The organism is Metabacillus kandeliae, from assembly GCF_021166585.1.
GTDB lineage: Bacteria > Bacillota > Bacilli > Bacillales > Bacillaceae > Metabacillus_B > Metabacillus_B kandeliae.
The window spans coordinates 637,966-661,168 of sequence record NZ_JAJOZE010000001.1 but is presented as its reverse complement, the minus strand read 5'-3'; the positions used below and the strand labels follow the sequence as shown (position 1 = coordinate 661,168).

Genomic DNA, 23,203 nt, shown 5'->3' with positions numbered 1-23,203 from the left:
AATTTGAGGATGGATAACTTAACAAAAACTTTATTGATTATAAATGGCAATGCAGGTCAAAAGAACCTCCAGCGCTCGCTTGAAACAATCGTCCCCATCTTAGCTGCCGCACATCCAAAGCTCTTGATTCTGCAAACAGAAAAACCTTCAGATGCTGAAAATTTCTGCAGAACATACGGAAGAGAAGCAGACGCCATTTACATATACGGCGGAGACGGCACAGTACATGAGTGCATTAATGGGATTGCACCTCTGGAGAAACAGCCGAGAATTGCGATCCTGCCTGGCGGTACTTGCAATGATTTTGCCAGAACACTTAACATCCCTCTTAATTTAAAAGCAGCCTGTGAAGCACTTGTGAACGGAAAAGAAATGCTCGTTGACGCAGCTGCTGTGAATGATGATTACTACCTGAATTTTTGGGGCATCGGTTTAATTACAGAAGCTTCCAATAACATAGACGGCAATCAAAAAGCACTGCTTGGGAAAATCAGCTATTTTTTAAGCGCCTTTAAAACGGTGCAGCAAATTGAACCTTTTTCCTTTAAACTGATGGTTGACGGTGAGGAAATCGAAGACAAAGCTGTCATGATCCTTGCTGCCAATGGCCAATATATTGGCACAAACCTGCTTCCTTATCCTGGCATCAGCATCCAGGACGGCAAAGCAGATATTTTCATTTTAAAGGAAACGAACCTGTCAGTTATTAAAGATATTCTCAATATGAGAGGCTCTGAAGCATGGGACAATACCGGCAGCAGCATTCTCCACTTTCAGGGAAGCCAAATATCGATTTCAACAGAGAGTGAAATGGAGGCTGACACGGACGGCGAGGTATATGGAAAAACCCCTGCCATGATCACGGTGAAAAAGCAGCATTTGCGGATGGCTGTGCCTGCTGAGGAATAAAACAATCGATTGAAGGCCAGGCTCCTTTGTACAGGTGCCTGGCCTTTCTTATAAACTCTCATAAATTCTTCTATTCATCGGCCTGGCATTTACCTATTTGTGCTGCCAGAGGGAAAATTACGCATTCGTCATAGTACAAGCCACCATACTCTTTTTACTATTTTTCATACTTTATTCTATGAATTGCAAAAGGAGTAGTTTTAATGGAGCATAATGGGAATTCAGACCAAAAGATAAATCTTTCATCTTTTCTTCCGGAACAGCTTCTAACACAAGCATCTCTTCAGAATGCTGCTCACCTTATCTCAGGATTCAGTCATTCCATACTAAATTGTTTTTTCGAAAGAGCTGGTTTAGTAAGACCCTCAGCATTTAGAGCTACAGCTGCCGAGGTAGTGACAGTTACTGGCCGGACAAAAGTAAGCTATCCTACAGTAACCTATGATCTAGCAGGCGAATATGATTCAGCTGCCTCTGCTTTTATACCTAAAACATCCGGTGTATATGCTATTACCGCAAGCGTCAATTACATTAAAAATTTGGAAACTCAGCAAAATGAAGTCAACCCTTTTATCATTATCACTGTTAATGGAAGCGCTGTTGATGGAGAGGATGATTTCAGAATTAATCCAGCCGGCAGGTCAAGGTCTGAAATTACCCAGGTTAGTGATAATCTATTTTTAAACGCAGGAGACCGGGTAGAAGTTGAGTTTTTCCCTGATGGTTTTCAATCAGCAACAGGGAGAATTTTACCAAGCCTCGGAACTTACTTTACAGCTGCCAGAGTCCCGTCTCCTGCAAAACGCAAGGATATGTGAAACCTGGCATACAGGCTAAACAAAAACGATACAAAAAAAGAAAGCGCCATTTCACAGGCGCTTTCGATCTTTAATAGACAGATGTATTTTCTTTTGTCACGTTCTCCAAAATTTCTTTTACCCGTGCCAGGAAGCGGCCGCAGACGAGTCCGTCGAGCACTCTGTGATCAAGGGACAGACAAAGGTTTACCATGTCGCGGACAGCAATCATGCCATTGTTCATCACAACAGGGCGTTTCACAATGGATTCTACCTGCAGAATTGCAGCCTGCGGATAGTTAATGATTCCCATAGATTGGACAGAACCGAATGAGCCTGTATTGTTAACAGTAAACGTTCCGCCTTTCATGTCGTCTGCCCCAAGCTTGCCTGTCCGGACTTTGCCGGCAAGCTCAGTGATGTCGCGGCCTATGCCTTTGATGGTTTTTTCATCAGCATTTTTAATAACAGGGACGTAGAGAGCGTCCTCTGTTGCAACAGCGATGGAAATGTTGATGTCTTTCTTTTGGATGATTTTGTCTCCAGCCCACATGGAATTGATTTCCGGAAATTCCTTGAGAGCCTGTGAAACAGCCTTAACAAAGAAGGCGAAGAAGGTCAGGTTGAAGCCTTCTTTTTTCTTGAAATCATCTTTGATTCCATTGCGGTAGTCAACAAGATTTGTAACGTCCACTTCTACCATCGTCCATGCGTGCGGCGCTTCATGCTTGCTTCTCAGCATGTTGGATGCAATGGCTTTGCGGATTCCGGTTACAGGGATTTCAATGTCTCCTGGAGACGTCTGAACATCAGAAGGCTTTCTTTCCGGAATTGCCGGTGCTTCAGCAGCATGTTCCGGCTTGCTTGAAGGCTGTTCGGCAGCTGCCGGTGCTTTTGTTTCAGGCTGCTTGGCTGCCGGAATATTTCCGCTTTCAATGATAGCCATCAGATCCTTGCGGGTAATCCGTCCGCCGGCGCCTGAGCCGTTAACCTGTTCAAGGTCAATGCCGTTTTCCTGTGAAAGTCGCAGGACAGCAGGAGAATAGCGTTTTTTATTAGCTGCATCCTGCTGTACAGCTGGTTTTTCAGAAGAAGTTTGAATAGGATCTTGCTGTGCCGGAGCCTTTTCAGCAGGCTCTGGTGCACCTTCGAGCTCCACTTTGCACATGATTTCCCCAACTGCGAGAGTGTCGCCTTCATTGCCGACAAGCTCAGTGATCACACCAGTAAAAGAAGAGGGAACTTCCGCATTGACCTTATCCGTCATAACTTCTGCAATCGGATCATATTTGTTCACTTTGTCGCCGACTTTTACAAGCCACTTGCTGATGGTTCCTTCTGTTACACTTTCGCCGAGCTGCGGCATTGTCATTTGTTCAACAGCCATTTGCATTTACCTCCCGTTAGCAGTGTTTAATATTCTGCCAGCTTTCTCATAGCTTCTTCGACTTTGTCCGGATTGATCATAAAATGCTTTTCCATTGTCGGGGCATACGGCATTGAAGGAACGTCAGGACCGGCAAGCCTCATGATCGGGGCATCAAGGTCAAACAGGCAGTTTTCAGCAATGATGGCCGCAACCTCAGAGATGATGCTGCCCTCTTTATTGTCTTCTGTTACAAGAAGAACTTTGCCTGTTTTTGATGCTGCTTCAATAATCGCTTCTTTATCAAGAGGATAAACGGTTCTAAGATCAAGAATGTGAGCTGAGATTCCGTCCTGGGCAAGCCTGTCTGCAGCCTGCAGGGCAAAATGAACACTCAGTCCGTATGTAATAACCGTAATATCTTCTCCTTCTCTTTTTACATCTGCTTTGCCGATTGGAAGAACATAATCATCATTCGGAACTTCCCCTTTAATAAGGCGATAGGCTCTTTTGTGCTCAAAGAACAGGACGGGATCCTTGTCTCTAATCGCAGCCTTTAACAGCCCCTTCACGTCATAAGGAGTGGAAGGCATGACAATTTTCAAGCCGGGCGTCCCGGCAAAAACAGCTTCTACTGACTGGGAGTGATAGAGAGCTCCATGTACTCCGCCGCCATAAGGGGCTCTGATGACAATCGGGCATTCCCAGTCGTTATTGGAACGGTAGCGGATTTTAGCCGCTTCCGAGATAATCTGATTCACTGCAGGCATGATAAAATCGGCAAATTGCATTTCAGCGATCGGTTTCATGCCATACATAGCAGCACCGATCCCAACTCCTGCAATCGCTGATTCCGCAAGCGGCGTATCAATAACTCTCTCTTCGCCGAATTGCTCGTACAGCCCGACTGTCGCTTTAAATACACCGCCCTTTTTACCAACATCCTCGCCCAGTACAAATACGCGCTCATCCCGCTCCATTTCTTCGCGGATCGCCATGGTTACTGCATCAATATAAGAAATGACAGCCATTTTTCTTCCCCCTTACTCCGCATACACGTGCTTCATGGCAGATTCAGCTTCTGCGTATGGAGCATTTTCTGCATAGTCTGTTGCTTCATTGACTGTTTTGGCAATATCGTCAAGAATGTCTTTTTCCAGTTCATCTGTCAGAACGCCAGCTTCCTTCAGGTAAGCTGCAAAGCTCACAATCGGGTCGTTTTTCCGCGCTTCGGCCACTTCATCCTGTCCGCGGTAGCTGCGGTCGTCATCATCACTGGAGTGAGGGGTCAGACGGTAGGAAATGGTTTCAATCAAGGTTGGTCCTTCGCCGCGGCGCCCTCTGTCTGCAGCCTCTTTTACGGCTTTGTAAACTTCAAGCGGATCATTGCCGTCAACCGTTTCTCCAGGCATGCCGTAGCCAATCGCTCTGTCTGAAATTTTTTCGCAGGCTACCTGTTTCTCATACGGAACAGAAATGGCATATTTATTGTTTTCACACATAAAAATAACAGGCAGTTTATGTACGCTTGCAAAGTTTGCGCCTTCATGAAAATCTCCCTGGTTGGAAGAGCCTTCCCCAAAGGTTACAAAGGTTACGATGTCTTTTTTCTCCATTCTTCCGGCAAGTGCAATGCCGACTGCATGGGGAACCTGTGTCGTAACAGGAGAGGAGCCTGTTGCAATTCTGTTTTTCTTCTGACCAAAATGTCCTGGCATCTGGCGTCCGCCTGAGTTGGGATCCTCTGCTTTTGCAAAACCTGAAAGCATTAAATCCTTTGCTGTCATTCCAAACGCAAGCACAACTCCCATATCCCTGTAATAAGGAAGGGCATAATCTTTTTCTCTGTCGAGCGCAAAGGCTGCGCCGACCTGTGCTGCCTCCTGTCCCTGGCAGGAGATGACAAACGGAATCTTTCCTGAACGGTTTAACAGCCACATCCGTTCGTCAATTTTGCGGGCCAATAACATGGTTTTGTACATTTCCAGCACATCATTGCCTGTCAGTCCAAGTGCTTCATGCCGGTTTTCAGCCATAAAACATCCTCCTTAAGTCCGGACAGAAAAGGTCCGGATATCATTGAATTGCTGCCCCTCTTATGAATGTAGGGCTCTTCCGTCAACAGCAAGCGCTGCCTCGCCGATCGCTTCTGCAAGTGTCGGATGCGGATGGATCGTGCGGGCAATTTCCCAAGGTGCAGCATCCAAAACTTTTGCAAGCGCAGCTTCAGAAATCATGTCTGTAACATGAGGTCCAATCATGTGAACACCGAGAAGGTCATTTGTTTTCGCATCGGCCACGATTTTCACAAAACCGTCAGACTCTCCAAAAACCAATGCTTTTCCAATGGCTCTGAATGAGAACTTTCCAGCTTTTACCTCGTAGCCCTGATCCTCAGCTTCTTTTTGCGTAAAACCGACGCTTGCCACTTCAGGTGTGGCATAAACACATTTCGAAACCTGTGTGTAATCAAGCGGGAACGGCTCAAGATTAGCGAGATGCTCAACAGCTGTGAGTCCTTCATGTGAAGCCACATGTGCAAGCTGAAGGCCGCCGTTTACATCACCGATCGCATAAATGTGGGACTCTTTCGTCTGATAAAATTTGTTAACAGAAATAAAGCCCTTTTCAAGCTTGATATCCGTATTCTCAAGGCCAATGCCTTCTACGTTTGCCTGACGGCCGACGGACACAAGCATTTTTTCAGCCTGGAAGGTTTGCTGTTCGCCATTCTTTTCAGCTGAAATAGAAACGCCATTCTGCTTGGAAATACTCTCAGGCATAACCTTCGCACCTGTGACAATCTTTACGCCCTTCTTTTTCAAGAGACGTTCCATTTCTTTTGAAATTTCGTGGTCTTCTGTTGGAAGGATGCTGTTTGCATATTCAAGCACTGTAACCTCAACCCCAAAGTCAGACAGCATGGAGGCCCACTCTATCCCGATAACACCGCCGCCGACAATCAATATAGATTTCGGGAGCTCTGTCATTACAAGTGCCTCATTAGAAGACATCACAAGCTCGCCGTCAATTTCAAGGCCTGGAAGAGAACGAGGTCTTGAACCAGTTGCTACAATAACATTTTTCGGGATAAGCATTTCATTTTCAGATCCATCATTCATTTCAACAGATATCGTTCCAGGCATCGGCGAGAAGATAGAAGGACCAAGAATGCGGCCTGTACCTTCATAAACAGAAATTTTGCCCTGCTTCATTAAATGCTGCACACCCTTGTGAAGCTGATCGACAATTTTTTGCTTTCTTTCCTGCACTTTTGCAAAGTTCAAGGTAACATCAGAAGCTGAAACGCCGTATTCTTCGGACCGCTTCGTTTGTGCATATACTTCAGCACTTCTGAGCAGTGCTTTGCTTGGAATGCATCCGGCATGCAGGCAAGTTCCTCCAAGTTTCCCTTTCTCGACAATCGCTGTTTTCAGCCCGAGCTGGGAAGCTCTGATAGCCGCCACATAGCCGCCGGTGCCGCCGCCAAGTACGACCAAATCATATTCAGTAGCCATAGTTAGAGCCCCTTTCTATTGAAAAACCTTTGTTTCCATCTGTTTTCCCGGGTAAATCTTTGCTTGCTCTTCCCCTCTCAGAACCCGCAGAGCTCCTTCGGTCAAGGCAAGAAGTTCATCCTCTCCCGGATAAACGATCACGTCTGCAATCCAGTCAATATGAGAAGAAATTTCTTTCACAAAATTTTTACCGTATGCCATGCCCCCGGTTAAAATGATGGCATCCACTTTTCCTTTCAAAACAGCGCTGGCAGCACCAATCTCTTTGCTGATCTGGTAAGCCATCGCCTTTAGCACAAGAGCCGCCTTTTCATTTCCTGAATCCGCCATCTTTTGGGCGGTTTCGGCATTGTTTGTGCCGAGATAGCCGACGAGCCCGCCTTTTCCTACAAGCTTTTTCATGACCTCTTCCCTGAAGTAATCACCTGAAAAGCAAAGCGAAACAAGATCTCCTGCCGGAACAGTTCCTGCCCGTTCAGGACTGAATGGGCCGTCACCGTGCAAGCCGTTGTTGACATCTATCACTCTGCCGTTCTTATGGACGCCGACAGTGATCCCGCCGCCCATATGGGTGACAATCAAGTTTAGCTCCTGATAAGATCTGCCATACTCGCTTGCTGCTCTCCGTGCAACTGCCTTTTGGTTAAGAGCATGAAAAATGCTTTTCCTTTCAATTGAAGGAAGACCCGAAAGCCTCGCTACCGGTGCCAGTTCATCTACAACAACTGGGTCCACGATATAGGATGGAATATTCAATCCCGAAGCAATTTCATATGCAAGAATTCCCCCAAGATTGGATGCGTGCTGCCCGGCATAGCCTTTTCTCAGATCGTTCAGCATCTGTTCATTGACAAGATAAGTGCCGCCTTCGATCGGGCGCAGCAGACCGCCTCTCCCGCATACAGCACTCAGCTTGGAAATGTTCATTCCTTCTTCATCAAGTGTTTCCAAAATCGCCTGTTTCCGAAATTCGTACTGATTGATCACACTATTAAAAGAATTGATTTCATCAGCATCATGACGGAGCGTTTTTTCAAAAATGCCCCGTTCATTATCAAAAACGCCAATTTTAGTAGAAGTAGAGCCAGGGTTAATCACAAGAATTCTGTATTCGTTTTGAAACACGTGTTACCTCCAAAAAGAGGGAGAAATCGGCTTTTCTGCCGATCTTTCCGTCTGTTTTCGCCTGTTGCCGAATCTTGTTCTTATTTTGTACGGCGGCTAAGAATATGATGTCCATTTTGCAGGAATTGGCTTCTGGAGTTACGCATTCTTTCAATTCTTTCTTCTACAAGCCTGTCAGCTGCCAAGTAAGTTGGGATGCTGTCTCTTTTTGAAATCTCAATAACGCTTGCAATGTTGCTGTAAATGCTCTCTACTTTTTTCAGGGCTCTTTCACGGTTGTAGCCGTATAGCTCATCTGCTACGTTAATAACCCCGCCTGCATTGATGACATAATCCGGAGCGTAGACAATGCCCATTTCATGAATCTGGTCGCCGTGGCGTGTTTCTCTTAATTGGTTATTGGCTGCTCCTGCAATAACCTTCGCTTTGATTTTAGAAATTGTATCATCATTGATCGTTGCACCAAGCGCACACGGTGCATAAATGTCACATTCAACACTGTAAATTTCATCAGGATCTACCGCTTTTGCACCAAAATCTTCAACGGCGCGGGCAACTGCTTCTTTATTTATATCTGTTACGATTAGTGATGCTCCCTCTTCATGCAGATGCTTGCACAGATTGTAGGCTACATTTCCAACTCCCTGAACAGCAACCACTCTTCCTTCCAGTGAATCTGTTCCGAAGGCTTCCATTGCAGCAGCTTTCATGCCTTTATAAACGCCATAAGCTGTGACAGGAGATGGGTTGCCTGAAGAACCGAATGCAGGTGAAATGCCTGTAACATAATCTGTTTCTTCGTGAATAATATCCATGTCTTCCACTGTTGTTCCAACATCTTCAGCCGTAATGTAGCGGCCGTTCAAGCCTTGAATATAGCGGCCGAATGCACGGAACATTTCCTCATTTTTATCCTTGCGCGGATCACCGATAATAACCGTTTTTCCGCCTCCAAGATTCAGGCCTGCTGCAGCATTTTTGTAAGTCATTCCGCGTGCAAGGCGAAGAGCATCCTCAATAGCCGCATCTTCATTTTCGTATGTCCACATTCTTGTTCCGCCAAGCGCCGGGCCGAGTGTTGTGTCATGAATGGCAATGATCGCTTTTAGTCCTGATTGTTTATCCTGGCAAAATACAACCTGCTCGTAATCGTACTGCTCCATATATTTAAAAATTTCCATTTCCGTTTTCCTCCTATGTAGGTAAAATTAATGCCGGTCTTTACTTAAGTGTTTTTTTGTCTACTGTGCAAAGGGCCATAGCAAGTGAATAAAGCTTGCTTTCAGCAGTATCCGACCTGCTTGTCAGCACAACAGGAGCCCTCGCTCCAGCAATCATAGCCCCCACCTTGCCTTTGGCAAAATAAACAAGGGATTTATAAAGCGCATTTCCTGCTTCTATGGAATGCACGGCAAGTATATCTGCCTGTCCGGCAACAGGGCTTGATATTCCTTTATGCTCCGCTGCCTCTTTAGAAATAGCATTATCGAGGGCAAGCGGCCCATCGATGGTGCAGCCTGGTATCTGGCCTCTTCTGTTCATCAATGTAAGCGCTGCAGCATCAAGTGTTGCCTGCATAGCCGGATTAACCGTTTCTACAGCGGCAAGCGGTGCAACAAGCGGGTGCTCAACACCGAGAAGCTTTGCAGCTTCCACCGCATTCATGATAATCTGCTGTTTTTGGGAAAGATCAGGAGCTACATTCATAGCAGCATCTGTCAGAAAAATAAGCCTGTCAAAGCCGGGAATTTCAAATGCTGAAATATGGGAAATGAGCTGGCCTGTCCTTAGCCCGATCTCCTTGTTCAGCATATACTTTAACAGAATGCTTGTCTGCACATTCCCTTTCATAAGCACATCTGCTTCGTTTTGATGAACGGCTCTTACAGCAAGCTCTGCTGCCCTTGCCGGTGTTTTCGCATGAACAACGGCTGCATGATCTTTCGGAATGCCTGCTTCTTTCATACAGGAGTAAATCTTGTCCTTATCTCCAAATAGGATAAAATCGGCTAGAGAGGCCTCCATGGCTCTCCTTACAGCCTCCATCAGCCCCGGATCCTCTGCTGATGCTACCGCAACGGTATTTCCGCTAAGCAAAGAAGCTTTATTCAGTAAATCATGAAGTTTCAAAGCTGGCTTCAATCCTTTCGCAAAAAGTCAGCAATATATTATATAAGCAAAAAGCATGCCAACTCTTTTTAATGAAAACGCTTTATTTATAAGTACTCTAATCATGCAAAAAACTTCAATGATGCAAATTACTGCATGCTGTTTTTTGCAATTCCGTACTTCTCCATTTTGTAATAGAGATTTCTTAATGAAACACCAAGAGCTTTAGCCGTTTTAGTTCTGTTAAACTGGAACTTTTTCAGCGCCCTTTTGATCATCTCTTCTTCCAGCCGTTCAAGGCCCTCTGACAGTGTTTCATCTTTCGATTCTTCGCTGTATCCATGTCCCGGCTTACTTGACTGTACTTGTCCCTCCGCATAGGGAAGATGCTTTGGTTCAATCATCATCTGATTAGCCGGAATAAAGATCATAGCCCTGCCCAGCACGTTTTCAAGCTCTCTGACATTTCCGGGCCAGCTGTGCTGCATTAAATGCTTCGCAGCTTCCTCTGAGAGCCCTTCAATATTCTTTCCATAATCCTGATTAATTTTGCGGATGAGATGCAGACTGAGTGCCGGTATGTCTTCTTTGCGCTGCCTGAGCGGCGGTATGGAAATAGGATAGCGGTTCAGCCTGTAATAAAGATCTTCTCTGAATTTCCCTTCAGCCATTGCCCTTTCAATGTTTACATTTGTAGCAGCAATAACCCGCACGTTAATATGTATAGCCTTCGTCCCGCCAACTCTGACAATTTCCTTTTCCTGAAGCACTCTTAAAAGCTTTGCCTGCATGCTGAGGGAAAGCTCGCCGATTTCGTCCAGAAAGATGCTTCCATTGTTGGCTTCTTCAAAATAGCCTCTTTTTCCGCCTCTTCTTGCTCCAGTGAACGCTCCCTCTTCATAGCCGAACAGCTCGCTTTCAAGCAAATGCTCTGATATTGCAGCACAGTTAACGCGGATGAATTTGTTAAACTTCCGGTCGCTCCCATTGTGAATGGCATGGGCAAAAAGCTCTTTCCCTGTGCCTGATTCCCCTCTCAGGAGCACTGTAGCCGGCGTTTTTGCCCCGAGCTTCGCCTGTTCGACCGCTACCTGCATTTCTTCGCTTGAACCGATAATGTCTTCAAAGGAATACTTGGCCTCAAGCGTCCTGATGATTTGCCGGGCCCTGTTCAGCTCGTTGGTCAAGGTCTGTATTTCAGATACGTCATGTATGACGCCGACACTGCCTTTTAAGACACCGTCAACAATCATCGGAGCAACATTAACGAGCACATCTTTTTTTGCGGGGCCCACCTTCATGCGCACCCCACGCACAGGCCTTCTTGTCTGAAGGACTTGCAGGTGCATGCTTTCCCCTTCTGAAATATCCGCATCAGCAGGCTTGCCGATCACTTGATCTTCAGAAAGGCCTGTCATCCGGGTATAAGCAGGGTTTATCAGAATTCCCCGCCCTTCTTCATCAACAACGGAGATCGCTTCATCTGATGATTGAATAATTCCTTCCAGAAGCGTTTGGATTTCTTTTAAGTTGGTTACTTCCTCAGCAAGGGCAACGACTTCAGTGATGTCCTTGAACAGCGAAAGAGCTCCAACTAAATACCCTTTTTCATCATGAATGGGAATTCTCGTCGTAATGATTTTTTTTCCGTTTTCAAGAATCTGCTCCTGATTGTACTCCGGTTCTCTTTTTATTAAGATATCCGGAAGCATGCTTGATGGGATAACTGACAAAACATTTTCTCCGAGTACTTTTTCTTTTGAAAGCCCCGTGATTTTTTCAGCCATGCGGTTGAAAAGAATGATGTTTTCATTTGAATCAATTACAATCATGCCATCATTGGTTGAATTAAAAATAGTGTTGTGCTTATTTGTAATGTTTTGCAGCTTGGCAATCAGAGCCTCTTTTTCGTCTATCAGCTGTGACATGATAAAGGCAACAGTGCCAGGCACCACAACCGTTTTCCGGCTTCGCTTCTTTAAAAGCTCCTGAAGAACTTCATCACTGCCTGTCGCTTCCATTACAATGCTGATTTGCTCTGTCAGGAGAGGCTTCCAATCAAGGCTTGTCAAAATGCCTAGGTTTCGTGCGTATTGCATGCCAGGAGCATTTTCATTTATATCCACCACAGCTGCTACGTCAAGCAGTTTGGTTTCAATCAGCATTTTCAGAAGAGCAGTACCGCCTTTTCCGGCACCGACCAGCATTGCTTTTTGCATGGCAAACCTCCTTACAGTGAAAAATTCTTCATGGCTTTTACTGATAAATTGCAACATATTGCATATAGTTATCATATCATCAAAACATTCCAGAACAAATCTTTTTCTCCCGCAGGATAAAAATAATAAGTAGAGAAGAATTTATTAAAGCAATTTTTTATAAAGGAGTTCAAAGAATGGCACGGTTTTTAGCTCTGTGTATCATGCTAGTTCCCGGCATCCTTGCGGCTTGGGGAATCAAACTGATGAGAGATATGATGTTCGGCGTTCTTAATGCGCCTTTTCAGTCCCTGTCATTGCAATTTTTATGCGGTCTGGTCTTTTTTGCAGGAGGACTTTCTTTTGTTGCTGGTTTTATTTTTTACAGAGACCGCAAAAGAAGCAAAGTGCAGGAGCGGTTTCAAAAAAGAAGAAAAACGAGTTAGAAAAACCCTGCTTCTCTTTAATGTGAGGAGCAGGGTTTTCGCATTCAGCCATTTTGCTGTTTTCGCAATGCAATCGCTTTTTCCGGGTAATCGGTGATAAAGCCTGAACAGCCGCTTTCCAATAGCCGGAGCATGTCTTCCTCATCATTAACCGTAAAAGGACGGACAGAAAAGCCTGATTGTTCCGATTGCTGAATAATATCCGGTTTCGCGGCATGAAGAGCCGGATGAAGGGATCTTGCACCAATCTTTCTGGCATAATTATACGGCTGATACAGACCTTCCATATATAAGACGGCTGTTTCAATCTGAGGATTTGTTTTCAGGCATTTAAGAAGGCTGTAATGATTAAATGAAGACAAAATGAGCCTGTTTTCAAGCTGATGCTTTGCCGCCATCTCAATAACCTTTTCTTCAAGCCCGGGATAATCCACTACATCATTTTTCAATTCAATATTTACTAAAAACAAATCTTTGGAGGATGCTGCCCAATCCAGCACTTCTTCGAGAGAAGGAATCAGATGCTTTTCCTCTATCGATGGAAAATGGCTGGCAGCATTGAATTCTCTCAGTTCATCAAAAGTTAAATCAATAATATTTCCTGAACCGTCTGTAGTTCTGTCCACTGTTTCGTCATGGATTACCACCGGTACACCGTCTTTAGTCAAATGAACATCCAATTCAATCCCGTCTGCTCCGGCATTGATCGCCTCTTTAAAAGAAAGCATTGTGTTCTCAGGATAGGTTCCGGCCGCACCGCGATGTCCAAAAATTTTCGTCATCCTTTTCACCTTCTTCTCGATATATTCTTCCTCTTTTCCACTATACCCTATTTTAGAGCGTTCAAAAAATCAAGCAGGAAAACCCTTCTGTTCCGCTCAAGGCATCCGCTTTCATCGGGAAATGCAGGAGTCTCCTCGTCGCTATCGCTCAGCGGGGTTTCCCGTCACTTGCACTCCCGCAGGAGTCTCTCGCCTTGCGCTCCAAACAACTGGTGTGTAAAAATCAATATTCTTCATTAACATAGACTAAATAAAAAGAGCCAGCAGGAATCATTCCTGCTGGCTCTGCTCGTTAGTTTTTGCTGAATGCAGCTGTTTTGGATGCCGTAACGGAATAGCCGCCTCCAAGATCCAGTCTCTTTCCATCAACACTGTATACACGGTAGCTGCTGCCTTTTTTCAGCATCTTTGCTGTCTTTTTTTCAAACATCAGCGCAGTATCAGCTGACAAATGAACAAATCCTACATGATAAACTGCATTTCTTTCTTTTTTAACATAATAGCCGTTGCCAACCAGGTAATGGCCGGTGTCCATGCTATATACTTTGACTGCTTCGCCTTTTTTCAGCATGCGGTAAACCTTGCCGTCTTTATTATAAAGCGGCATGTCTTTTTTAATCAGCACACGGCCGCTGTATGGCACAACATTATTGCTGTATTTCACATAATAGTCTCCGCCGACATTGAATTTGTCATCTTCTGATCCATAAAATCTTAAAGCTTCGCCTGGCTTCGCAGTACGGTATACACTGAAAGTGCCGTCTTCATTCTTCTTCAAAATTTCAGCTGTTTTCTTGACAATCAAGCGTCCGGCAGGGAGCTCCTGAATGCTGGAAGGTTCCTCTGTTGCCTCCGGCTTTTGAAGAGCTATGCTGTACTTGGCAAAACCGCTGTCAAGATCATTCTTAAAAGTCAGGGCTTTGCTCTGTGCCGCAAATTCTTTTGATTTTGGAGAAGATTCAAACGTGACATTTGCCTTTTTTGCATCCCCTGCTACAGACCAGTTGTTATCAGCACTTGGATTGATTGTTTTATTTTCTTCAATGTAGCTGAGAAGCGCCTGGCGGTTTTCATCTGGGCCTTTGTAAACGATCTTGCTGTCGTTCAATCCAGGGAAATAACCTCCGCCTGAAGCACGGTAGTTGTTTGTTACTACAAGGAAATCCTGATTATTATCGATCGCCTTGCCATTATACTTCAAATTCACAATCCGGCTTGCATTTTCATTAATGACCTTGCCGTCTTTATCATATTTCGCCGGCTGCGTGACATCGATTTGATAAGTGACTCCATCAATCACATCAAAGTTATAAGATGGAAAGTCGAGATTCAGCAGCGGCTGCTCTTCTGTTTTGGACGGATTGATCTGATTGAAGGCACCTGCTGACATTTCCAGCCAGTTTTTCACTTCAGAGCCTTTCAGTTTTACAACTTGAAGGGTGTTGTCATACAGATACAGGTCACCGATGTTTTTGACTGCCAGTTTGCCTGTGCTGATATTTGTATAATAGTCTGCGCCCATTCTTCCGCCAGATTTAAATGGCGCTGCAGCGGAAAGCATCGGCAGTTTTTCAAATTCAGTTCCTTTTAGCTTCTCTTTCGCAAACCAGCTTTGCGCATCATTTACGATTTGAACGGATGGATCATCCTGAACGAGCGCGAAAAAGCTGTTGATCGGTGCAGATGTCTGTCCAACTTCTTCCCTGATGTATTCCAATGTGCCTTCATGCTCTGACTTAACAGCATCTATAATCGGCTGATATCTGTCTGCAAGTGGTTTTTTAGCAGCTGCATCATAGATGGAAGGCGCTGCGGATTTGGAATCGGAAACCTTCCATTTGCCGTCAGTCTTTACAAGGTCCATGTCGATCACACCAAGGTTTGATCCCCAGCTTTTCGGCATAACAACCGGAATGTTATTGATTGTTCCTTTTACATTGTCAATTCCTTTTACTCCATTGAACCTAGCATCACCCGGGAAAAGGTTATGCTGATGTCCAGATACAATTGCATCGATTCCAGGCACCTTTGCAGCAAGATCATAGACGGCGTTTTCAGCTCCTGGATCATGCTCTACTGTATCAATTCCGGTGTGAGCAAGCACAACAACAAGATCTGCACCTGCTGCTTTCATTTCAGGAACAAATTTCTGAGCCGTCTGGACGATATCTTTTGTTACTACTTTTCCTTGAAGGTTGTTTTTATCCCAGATGGTAATTTGCGGGGTAACCAGTCCAAGATAGCCAATTTTCAGCGTTTGCTCCTGGCCGTTTTCGTCAGTTACTTTCTTTTCAATGATTTTGTATGGGTTGAAGTAGTTTTTGTCATCTTTTTCATCGTCTATGTATACATTTGCATTCACGTATGGAAATTTCGCATCGTTGTATGTTTCACTTAAAAAGTTTAAGCCAAAATTGAATTCATGATTTCCAAGTGTAGCGACATCGTAATTCAAAAGGTTGAGAGCCTTCATGACAGGATGAACTTGACCTGGCTGAAGCGGCTTTACCTTCGCCATATAATCGCCCATTGGATTTCCTTGAATCAGATCTCCATTATCTACCAGGATGGAGTTTTTTGCTTCGCTGCGCATTTTTTGGATCAGTGTTGCTGTACGTGCCAAGCCGAACTTCTCTGTGGCTGCATCTGAATAATAATCATAATCCATGATGTGGTCATGAATATCAGACGTTTCCATCAGTCTAAGTTTAACTGCCGCAGCTTCTTCCGCATGTGCAGCAGGTGAAAAAGCAAATGGAATTAGAACAGTAGTGGCTGCAACAGCCATTGCCATAGAACTTTTTAGAAACCTGCGCTTCATAGCTCTTCTAATGCTTCTTTTCATTTTTTACTTCCTCTCTTCGTCCATAATAGATATCCTGCTCTATTATTTTAGTTGAGAAATGTAAACGTTGCCGTCAAATTTTGTATATTTTTCGTAAATATTGAAAAAATAACCAATTAGACCTACTTCCTATACAGACTAATGTCCCGCATAAAAAAAGAAACCCCTGCTTTTTTCCTGCAGAGGTTTGGAGCATTCCCAGTCAGCCAGCCTTCCGGATGTCCGAGTTTTTTTCAAGATTTCTTCGATAAGAAACAAAATAAATCATTGCTACAAATACCGCCCCGCCAATAACATTGCCGAGGAAGGCCGGTATAATGTTGCCGATAAAATCCAGCCAGGTAAATTTCCCTCCAAAAATGGCAGCTGGGATGACAAACATATTGGCGACAACGTGCTGAAAGCCAATGGCCACAAACGCCATAATCGGGAACCAGATTCCGATAATTTTGCCAGCTACATCCTCTGCTCCGTAAGCGAGCCAAATGGCAAGACATACAAGCCAGTTGCAGCCGATTGCTGATACAAACACCTGAAAAAAGGATTCATCTATTTTCCCAGAAGCGATCGCCGTTGTTTTGGCCAGAAAGTCCCCTTCCGTCAGGCCTACTACATGTCCAAAAAAATAAGCCACGAACAAAGCGCCGATTAAGTTGGTTACCGTAACCCAAAACCAGTTGGACAGGAGATTTCCTGCGGAAATCTTTTTAGCATAAAAAGCAATGGCCACAGCCATCATATTCCCTGTTATTAATTCTCCCCCACCGAGAACGATCAAGATCAGTCCGACTGGAAATACTGCCGCCCCAAGAAGTGTACCAAAGCTTCCCCATTCTGCAGGAAGCGTTCCGCTCACCCGGATATCCAGCAAAAATCCTATAGAAATGAATGCGCCTCCCAAAAATCCAAGCAGCAAAAGAGATAAAAATGGCAGCTTCACTTTCGCAGCTCCAATTTCAATTGCTGACAGGGCAATCTGTTCAGGTTTCTTAAATGCCACCTCTTTAAACCCCCATTTCTTTTTTATGCTTTTTCACTTTTCAAACAATTTCATTTTATTTTTACCCTTCTTGGAAATCGTGGAAACTTTAATTGCATCGGACGCAGCCGGATTACCCTAAGCAAACCCTGAAAATAAAATACCGCAGGAGGCATAGCCCCTGCGGCAATTATGTTTTTTTACAGCATCAAATTTCCTTGTGAAAGCAGTGCAAGAATTTTCGCCAGAGCCATTCCCTTAGCAGCCAGCTGGCTTTTCAGCGCTTCATATTGATCCTCATCAACGCTGTGCAGATGGGGTTTGAGCTGAAGTACTTCTTCCTCGAGCTTACCAAGCAAGCCTTCAATGGAATCCATTTTCTGAAGCACAAGCTTCCCATCTGTTCTTGATGACCTTAAGACAGTTAATCTCTCTTTGATTTCAGAAAGCACAAGATGATTATTTTTGTAATGCTCGATCAGCTTCAGTGATTCTATGGCAGATTCATCATAGTAGCGGCTTCTTCTGGGAGAATCTACGGTCTGGAGCAATCCAAGATTCGTGTAATAATCAATGGTTCTTTTTGATACTTGGCACATTTCGGCAAGCTGGCCGATTCGGTAAGTTTTTCCCATCTTTTCACCTTCTCCGTACAAAAACGTTCTTTTCATACTATAACACAAAGGCGGAGAGAATGGCGGATGTAAAAATACGGAAAAAGAAAACAGCTGGTTGCTTTTCGGACTAAATATAAAGCCCAATTTCCCGAATTAAGAGGTTCTTTTCCCGAATGGCAAAGTGAAATTCTCAAAACCGGCCGTTATTTTCCTGAAAGCCCGTCTTATTTTCCCGAACGGCCGGGTACAAAGAAACAGGACAAGTTCTGTTCAAACCCAGCACGTGCACCTCCTCTAGGAGGGCAGGAAAACGCCTTTTTCAAAGGTTAAAAGCTGTTTTTCATTCCCTGCATAAAGCCGTATCCCCGAACTCCACCTTTATTTTCCCGAATGAAACGCTTATTCTCCCGAAGAGCCAGTTAACAACATGCCCGCTTACACCCCTTAAGCATAAAAACACCGTTTCTTCTCCCTGGAAGAAACGGTGTTTTAAACTGTTTTTTATTAAGAAGCTTTATGCTCCAGACGAAGCTTGTCCGCCACCATCGCAATAAATTCTGAGTTTGTCGGCTTTGCTTTAGTCATGCTGACTGTATAGCCAAACAAGGAAGAAATGGAGTCAATGTTTCCTCTGCTCCATGCTACTTCAATCGCATGGCGAATCGCTCGCTCAACACGGCTTGCTGTAGTGTTGAACTTTTTGGCGATGTCAGGATAAAGAACTTTTGTAATTGATCCAAGCAATTCAATGTCGTTGTAAACCATTGAAATGGCTTCGCGCAAATAAAGATAGCCTTTGATATGAGCCGGTACACCAATCTCATGGATAATGCTTGTAATATTGGCATCAAGGTTTCTGCCTTTGTTTTCAGAGCTTGATTTAATGATTGAGCTTGAGGAACGGTTGAGAACTGGTGCAGAATTTCCGCTAACCTGGCGAATATGGGACGCTAGGTTTTCCATATCGAACGGTTTAAGGATGAAATAAGCAGCTCCAAGATCCACCGCTTTCTTTGTCACATCCTCCTGGCCGAATGCCGTCAGCATGATTACATTAGGCTGCTTGCTTTTGTTCATTCCTCTTAATTTTTCAAGGACTGCAAGGCCGTCCAGATGCTTCATAATGATATCAAGGACAAGAACATCAGGATCTCTGTTCTCCAGCATATGAAGGCACTCCTGGCCGTTGTAGGCCACCCCCACGACCTCCATATCGTTCTGACTGGAAATATATTCTTCTAAAAGTCCTACCAATTCACGATTGTCATCCACTATACACACTTTGATTTTTTGCACCGTCATTCCTCCTCAGTCTTCATTTAAATCAACGCACTTTGTCAGGTGCTGCCCTTTTCTGCAGTGTGAAGCCTGTACACTTGTAAATTATTGCTGCTGGCATCTTGATGCAGGCAATTCCCTGCTGTTATTACTAATAAAGTGACTTTTCTAGCTAAAGATTTCGACAGAGCAGTGAAAATTCCTTTAAATATTCCGAAAAATCCCAAAAAATTAATTTATCTTAATCATTCTTCAATTTACTGGCGATTTCGACTGAATGCATTACTTGACATTTAAAATGAAAGTGTATTTGTCGAATAATCTTTCTATCGTTATTTTACCTAAAACTGATTTTAATGAAAAGGTGTTTTGGGAAATTTTTCTTAGAAACTTGTAGACAAAATCCTTCTTTACCTGTCGCTTTAGAGATTAAAATCGAGAAATTTGACGGATTAAAAAGAAAAGCGGAAGCCGCTCGTTCTGCCCCGACAAGCATAAGACGATCAGCCGGGGAAAGGCGGTCTTTCCTTTCTCTGGATGAGCGGCTTATGACCTCGAGGGGCTAGCGGCTGGAGCTGGACAATATAGAAAAGCGGAAGCCGCTTGACAGCCCCGACAAGCGCTGGAGGAAAATCCCGAAAAGTCTGGTCTTTGACTTTTTGGGATTTTTCGAAGCGACTCAGATCGGGCTAGCGGCTGGAGCTGGACAATGCAGAAAAGCGCAAGCCGCTCGTTCTGCCCCGACAAGCATAAGACGATCAGCCGGGGAAAGGCGGTCTTTCCTTTCCCTGGATGAGCGGCTTATGACCTCGAGGGGCTAGCGGCTGGAGCTGGACTATATAGAAAAGCGGAAGCCGCTTGACAGCCCCGACAAGCGCTGGAGGAAAAAACCAGAAAGTCCGGTCTTAGACTTTTTGGTTTTTTCTGAAGCGGCTCAGATCGGGCCAGCGGCTGGAGCACATAAAAAAACTGCCGGATATTTCCGGCAGTCAGCTTGCTTGCTTTTTCGCATGATATAAATCAATGCCTGCTTCATTCAGCATCCATTCAATATGAACACCATAGCCTGAAGTGGGGTCATTGACGAAAACGTGAGTCACAGCGCCAATGAGCTTGCCATTTTGGATAATGGGGCTGCCGCTCATTCCCTGGACGATTCCGCCTGTTTTATTCAGCAGCCTAGGATCTGTTATTTTAATAACCATCCCTTTTGTAGCAGGGAATTTTTGCGGTATGGTGCTGACCACTTTCACATCAAATGCTTCTACTTTGTCATTATCAACAACCGTTAGAATTTGAGCTGGGCCTTTTTTTACTTCATTCGAAAGAGCTACAGGCAGCGGGGTATTCATCAGTCCGCCCCCCATGTCCTCCTTCATGTTTCCAAATATGCCGAACGGAGTATTTTTTGTAATATCTCCAATTACTTCATGATCACTGGAAAAGCGGGCGAGCTTTTCCCCTGGATTGCCGTTAGTTCCTTTTTCTATTGATGTAACGGTAGATCTCATTACTTGGCCGTCATCTACAACAATGGGCTTTTTCGTATCCATATCTGAAATAACGTGGCCAAGTGCGCCATATTTTTTTGATGCCGGGTCATAAAAGGTCATAGTGCCGATTCCAGCAGCGGAATCTCTAATATAAAGGCCAATGCGGTATGCGTGATCGTTCGTATCTTTCAGAGGGTAAAGCGTTGTTTCAAATTCCTTCGCATCCCGGGCAATTAGAAGCTTCAATGGTTCACCGGTTTTGCCGGAATTTTGGATAAACGGGGTAACATCGCTCATTTCTTCAATCTTTTTGCCATTTATTTTCTTAATAATATCGCCGACCTGTACACCGGCTATTTCTCCTGGAGATTTTTTGCCTTCTGCTGTTTTAATCTGATGATGTCCTACAACGAGGACTCCCATAGTGTTGAGCTTTACTCCAATTGACTGGCCTCCAGGGAGAACCTTTAAGTCAGGGAGTACTTTGACATTTGTTCTTTTTACTGGAAAGCCTGCAAAGTCATAAACGAGTTCTGCTTCGCCGCTGTGCTTTCCATCAATGATCAGGTTATTGCCGGACTGCTGTATGGAGAAAGCTTCACTTGCTTTTTGGCCTGCAGGATGAACAGGCAGCGAAGCTTCAATCGTTGTTTGCTGAGTTTCAAATACAGTGATTTGCCGGGGTAATTGAACGAATTCCTTAACTGGTTTTAAAAATCCTATTGCAACTAATGAAACAAGGAGAATTACACCAATTATTTTTCTGCTTTTTTCAAGGTACACCTTTTCACTCTCCTCGCTCCTGCCACCGCCATTCATCATGGCTACATCCTTTAATCTTGCCTGTTTGAGGGCATCTTATAACAAAGCAGGAGAGAAATAAGCGACTTAAAATACGGCAGTATTTCCATAAATAAAAAACTGCCGCAAGAGCGGCAGTTTTCAGCAGTTTCATTAAACATTTTTTGCAGCATGGGCAAGAGATAAAAGTTCCTTTGCATGTTCTTTCGTTAAATTGGTTACTTCCACTCCTGCAATCATGCGTCCGATTTCTTTGATTTTCTCCTCTTCCTTCAGAGGCTTTACACTTGTTTTTGTTCTTCCTTTTGAAGTCACCTTTGAAATAAACAAATGGGTGTCAGCCATTGCAGCGACCTGCGGAAGATGTGTAATGCAAAGAACCTGGGATCCGATCGATACGCGGTAGATTTTTTCGGCAATTGACTGTGCGACCCTGCCGCTCACGCCTGTGTCCACTTCATCAAAAATGATCGAGGTTACTCCCTGGTGCTTGGAAAAAATACTCTTCATGGCAAGCATAATCCGTGAGAGCTCTCCGCCTGAAGCAGTTTTGGAAAGCGGTTTTAAAGGCTCTCCTGGATTTGTAGAAAGGTAAAATTCCACTGAATCAGCACCGTCGCTCTGAAACTTTGCTGGCTTTCCGTTAATCTCCGGATCATCCGCTGACCCAGGACGTCTGCCAAATTGAACATCAAAAACCGTTTTATCCATATACAGCTCTTTCAGCTCACGCTGAATTTCGCTTTTTAATTTTTTGGCGCTCTGCTGTCTGACATTTGTTAAATTTCCAGCTTCCAGTACCATGTCCTGTTCTAGAGAACGCAGCTCTTTTTGAAGGTTGTTCACATGGCTGTCCCTGTTTTGCAGCGTGTCAATTTCATCCTGTATTTTTGAAGCATAGGAAAGAATTTCATCGACAGACTGGCCGTATTTCCGCTTCAGATGGTTAATTTCATTAAGGCGGCCCTCAATAAAATTCAGCCTTTCCGGGTCAAATTCAAGGGCATCCAGTTCATTTCGCAGCTGGTAGGAAAGATCCTCAAGCATGTAGTAGCTGTTTGAAACAGTAGAAGCCATTTCCTTCAGGGAGCCGTTAATTTCTGCAACTCCTTCGAGACTTCCCATCCCGTGAGAAATCCAATCAAGCCCTTTTTGTTCTCCGCTCAGTGCGTTATAGGCATTCTGCAGAGCTTCAAAGATTTTTTCGTAATTGGATATTTCCCGTCTTTCTTCCTGGAGTTTTTCGTCCTCCATCGGCTCAAGTTCTGCCCCTTCAATTTCCTGAAGCTGAAATTGAATAAGATCCAGCCTATGGGCAATTTCCTGGTCGTTTTCGGAAAGACCGCGGATTTTCCTTTTCAGCTCAGCGTATTTCCCATATATTTCAATGTAGGCTGTGTGAGCTGAAGCTGTTTTTGAACCGCCATACTGATCGAGCAAATGAAGATGATTTTCCTCCTGCATGAGCTCCTGATTATCATGCTGTCCGTGAATGTCAATCAGGGTTCTGCCGACTTCCCGCAAAATAGCAATTGTCACAAGCTTACCGTTTACCCGGCAGACGCTTTTCCCAGAAGAAGAAATATCTCTTCTTAATACCATCATTCCATCGCTTGCATCTATCCCGAATTCGCGGCATTTTTCATAGCAGGGATGATTGTCGTCATCGAGGAGAAAAAGACCTTCAAGCTCAGCGCGGTCTTCACCGTAACGGACAAATTCGGAAGATCCCCTTCCTCCTGCCAAAAGATGGATCGCATCAATGATAATAGACTTTCCTGCTCCTGTTTCCCCCGTCAAAACGGTCAGTCCTTTTTCAAAGGAAATGGATATCGATTCAATTATGGCAAAGTTTTTAATGGTTAATTCCGCTAGCAAAGAGAACCACACCTCTGCAATTTAATCCGGTCTTTTCTTAAGAAGAAAAGAACCAAGTTCTT

At 44.4% G+C, this 23,203-nt stretch carries 18 protein-coding genes; 3 read left to right on the top strand and 15 right to left on the bottom strand.

Features of this window, described 5'->3' with window-relative positions; translation table 11 throughout:
- The first annotated feature begins 9 nt into the window (after positions 1–9).
- Together LRR81_RS03245 and LRR81_RS03240 are read left to right on the top strand one after the other, a co-directional pair.
- Complete coding sequence (locus tag LRR81_RS03245) at positions 10–909, top strand: diacylglycerol/lipid kinase family protein (protein WP_231787848.1); 900 nt, start codon at positions 10–12, stop codon at positions 907–909.
- A gap of 395 nt (positions 910–1,304) precedes the next feature.
- A complete protein-coding gene (locus LRR81_RS03240) occupies positions 1,305–1,727 on the top strand; it encodes a hypothetical protein (RefSeq protein WP_231787847.1) in 423 nt (140 codons plus the stop codon).
- A gap of 70 nt (positions 1,728–1,797) precedes the next feature.
- Here the strand turns inward: LRR81_RS03240 and LRR81_RS03235 are convergent, their stop codons facing one another.
- The 8 genes from LRR81_RS03235 to LRR81_RS03200 all read right to left on the bottom strand — a co-directional run bounded on the left by LRR81_RS03235 (position 1,798) and on the right by LRR81_RS03200 (position 12,043).
- On the bottom strand, positions 1,798–3,093 hold the full coding sequence (locus tag LRR81_RS03235; protein ID WP_231787846.1) for a dihydrolipoamide acetyltransferase family protein: 1,296 nt from the start codon (positions 3,091–3,093) through the stop codon (positions 1,798–1,800).
- A 26-nt stretch (positions 3,094–3,119) separates the two neighbouring features.
- Entirely contained in the window at positions 3,120–4,103 is a 984-nt protein-coding gene (locus tag LRR81_RS03230) for an alpha-ketoacid dehydrogenase subunit beta (RefSeq protein ID WP_231787845.1), read from the bottom strand.
- Positions 4,104–4,115: 12 nt separating this feature from the next.
- Positions 4,116–5,108 carry a thiamine pyrophosphate-dependent dehydrogenase E1 component subunit alpha gene (locus tag LRR81_RS03225; protein WP_231787844.1) on the bottom strand — a complete coding sequence of 331 codons (993 nt, stop codon included), beginning with the start codon at positions 5,106–5,108 and terminating at the stop codon, positions 4,116–4,118.
- Between the two features lie 60 nt (positions 5,109–5,168).
- Positions 5,169–6,590: a dihydrolipoyl dehydrogenase gene (gene lpdA, locus LRR81_RS03220; RefSeq protein WP_231787843.1), complete on the bottom strand. Its 1,422-nt coding sequence runs from the start codon at positions 6,588–6,590 to the stop codon at positions 5,169–5,171.
- Positions 6,591–6,605: 15 nt separating this feature from the next.
- Positions 6,606–7,715: a butyrate kinase gene (gene buk, locus LRR81_RS03215; protein WP_231787842.1), complete on the bottom strand. Its 1,110-nt coding sequence runs from the start codon at positions 7,713–7,715 to the stop codon at positions 6,606–6,608.
- Between the two features lie 80 nt (positions 7,716–7,795).
- A complete protein-coding gene (gene bcd, locus LRR81_RS03210; RefSeq protein ID WP_231787841.1) occupies positions 7,796–8,896 on the bottom strand; it encodes a Leu/Phe/Val dehydrogenase in 1,101 nt (366 codons plus the stop codon).
- Between the two features lie 40 nt (positions 8,897–8,936).
- Positions 8,937–9,845, bottom strand: a complete 909-nt coding sequence (gene yqiS, locus LRR81_RS03205; RefSeq protein ID WP_231787840.1) for a phosphate butyryltransferase — start codon at positions 9,843–9,845, stop codon at positions 8,937–8,939.
- Between the two features lie 128 nt (positions 9,846–9,973).
- Positions 9,974–12,043, bottom strand: coding sequence for a sigma-54 interaction domain-containing protein (locus tag LRR81_RS03200; RefSeq protein WP_231787839.1), 2,070 nt, complete (start codon positions 12,041–12,043; stop codon positions 9,974–9,976).
- Between the two features lie 176 nt (positions 12,044–12,219).
- Between LRR81_RS03200 and LRR81_RS03195 the strand changes: the two genes are divergently transcribed.
- Positions 12,220–12,468 carry a DUF2627 domain-containing protein gene (locus LRR81_RS03195; protein WP_231787838.1) on the top strand — a complete coding sequence of 83 codons (249 nt, stop codon included), beginning with the start codon at positions 12,220–12,222 and terminating at the stop codon, positions 12,466–12,468.
- Between the two features lie 44 nt (positions 12,469–12,512).
- Here LRR81_RS03195 and LRR81_RS03190 read toward each other — a convergent pair whose 3' ends face one another.
- From LRR81_RS03190 to recN, 7 genes are all read right to left on the bottom strand, one after another.
- Entirely contained in the window at positions 12,513–13,250 is a 738-nt protein-coding gene (locus tag LRR81_RS03190) for a glycerophosphodiester phosphodiesterase (RefSeq protein WP_231787837.1), read from the bottom strand.
- A 292-nt stretch (positions 13,251–13,542) separates the two neighbouring features.
- Positions 13,543–16,071 carry a bifunctional 2',3'-cyclic-nucleotide 2'-phosphodiesterase/3'-nucleotidase gene (locus tag LRR81_RS03185; protein ID WP_408631587.1) on the bottom strand — a complete coding sequence of 843 codons (2,529 nt, stop codon included), beginning with the start codon at positions 16,069–16,071 and terminating at the stop codon, positions 13,543–13,545.
- A 226-nt stretch (positions 16,072–16,297) separates the two neighbouring features.
- On the bottom strand, positions 16,298–17,095 hold the full coding sequence (locus tag LRR81_RS03180; protein ID WP_231787835.1) for a formate/nitrite transporter family protein: 798 nt from the start codon (positions 17,093–17,095) through the stop codon (positions 16,298–16,300).
- 179 nt (positions 17,096–17,274) lie between these two features.
- Positions 17,275–17,709 carry a MerR family transcriptional regulator gene (locus LRR81_RS03175; RefSeq protein ID WP_231787834.1) on the bottom strand — a complete coding sequence of 145 codons (435 nt, stop codon included), beginning with the start codon at positions 17,707–17,709 and terminating at the stop codon, positions 17,275–17,277.
- A 486-nt stretch (positions 17,710–18,195) separates the two neighbouring features.
- Entirely contained in the window at positions 18,196–18,987 is a 792-nt protein-coding gene (spo0A, locus tag LRR81_RS03170) for a sporulation transcription factor Spo0A (protein ID WP_231787833.1), read from the bottom strand.
- Between the two features lie 971 nt (positions 18,988–19,958).
- Positions 19,959–21,281 carry a SpoIVB peptidase gene (gene spoIVB, locus LRR81_RS03165; protein ID WP_231788605.1) on the bottom strand — a complete coding sequence of 441 codons (1,323 nt, stop codon included), beginning with the start codon at positions 21,279–21,281 and terminating at the stop codon, positions 19,959–19,961.
- Positions 21,282–21,416: 135 nt separating this feature from the next.
- The gene (gene recN / locus LRR81_RS03160) at positions 21,417–23,141 is read right to left on the bottom strand and encodes a DNA repair protein RecN (RefSeq protein WP_231787832.1); all 1,725 of its coding nucleotides are present in this window, start codon (positions 23,139–23,141) and stop codon (positions 21,417–21,419) included.
- Positions 23,142–23,203: the final 62 nt, after the last annotated feature.

Bases quoted from the DNA above. Each gene is read 5' to 3' on its own strand.
- LRR81_RS03175 (WP_231787834.1), bottom strand. From the start codon at position 17,709: ATGGGAAAAACTTACCGAATCGGCCAGCTTGCCGAAATGTGCCAAGTA.
- LRR81_RS03200 (WP_231787839.1), bottom strand. From the start codon at position 12,043: ATGCAAAAAGCAATGCTGGTCGGTGCCGGAAAAGGCGGTACTGCTCTT.
- LRR81_RS03195 (WP_231787838.1), top strand. From the start codon at position 12,220: ATGGCACGGTTTTTAGCTCTGTGTATCATGCTAGTTCCCGGCATCCTT.
- bcd (WP_231787841.1), bottom strand. From the start codon at position 8,896: ATGGAAATTTTTAAATATATGGAGCAGTACGATTACGAGCAGGTTGTA.
- LRR81_RS03185 (WP_408631587.1), bottom strand. From the start codon at position 16,071: ATGAAGCGCAGGTTTCTAAAAAGTTCTATGGCAATGGCTGTTGCAGCC.
- lpdA (WP_231787843.1), bottom strand. From the start codon at position 6,590: ATGGCTACTGAATATGATTTGGTCGTACTTGGCGGCGGCACCGGCGGC.
- LRR81_RS03225 (WP_231787844.1), bottom strand. From the start codon at position 5,108: ATGGCTGAAAACCGGCATGAAGCACTTGGACTGACAGGCAATGATGTG.
- LRR81_RS03235 (WP_231787846.1), bottom strand. From the start codon at position 3,093: ATGGCTGTTGAACAAATGACAATGCCGCAGCTCGGCGAAAGTGTAACA.
- LRR81_RS03190 (WP_231787837.1), bottom strand. From the start codon at position 13,250: ATGACGAAAATTTTTGGACATCGCGGTGCGGCCGGAACCTATCCTGAG.
- LRR81_RS03245 (WP_231787848.1), top strand. From the start codon at position 10: ATGGATAACTTAACAAAAACTTTATTGATTATAAATGGCAATGCAGGT.
- LRR81_RS03230 (WP_231787845.1), bottom strand. From the start codon at position 4,103: ATGGCTGTCATTTCTTATATTGATGCAGTAACCATGGCGATCCGCGAA.
- spoIVB (WP_231788605.1), bottom strand. From the start codon at position 21,281: ATGAATGGCGGTGGCAGGAGCGAGGAGAGTGAAAAGGTGTACCTTGAA.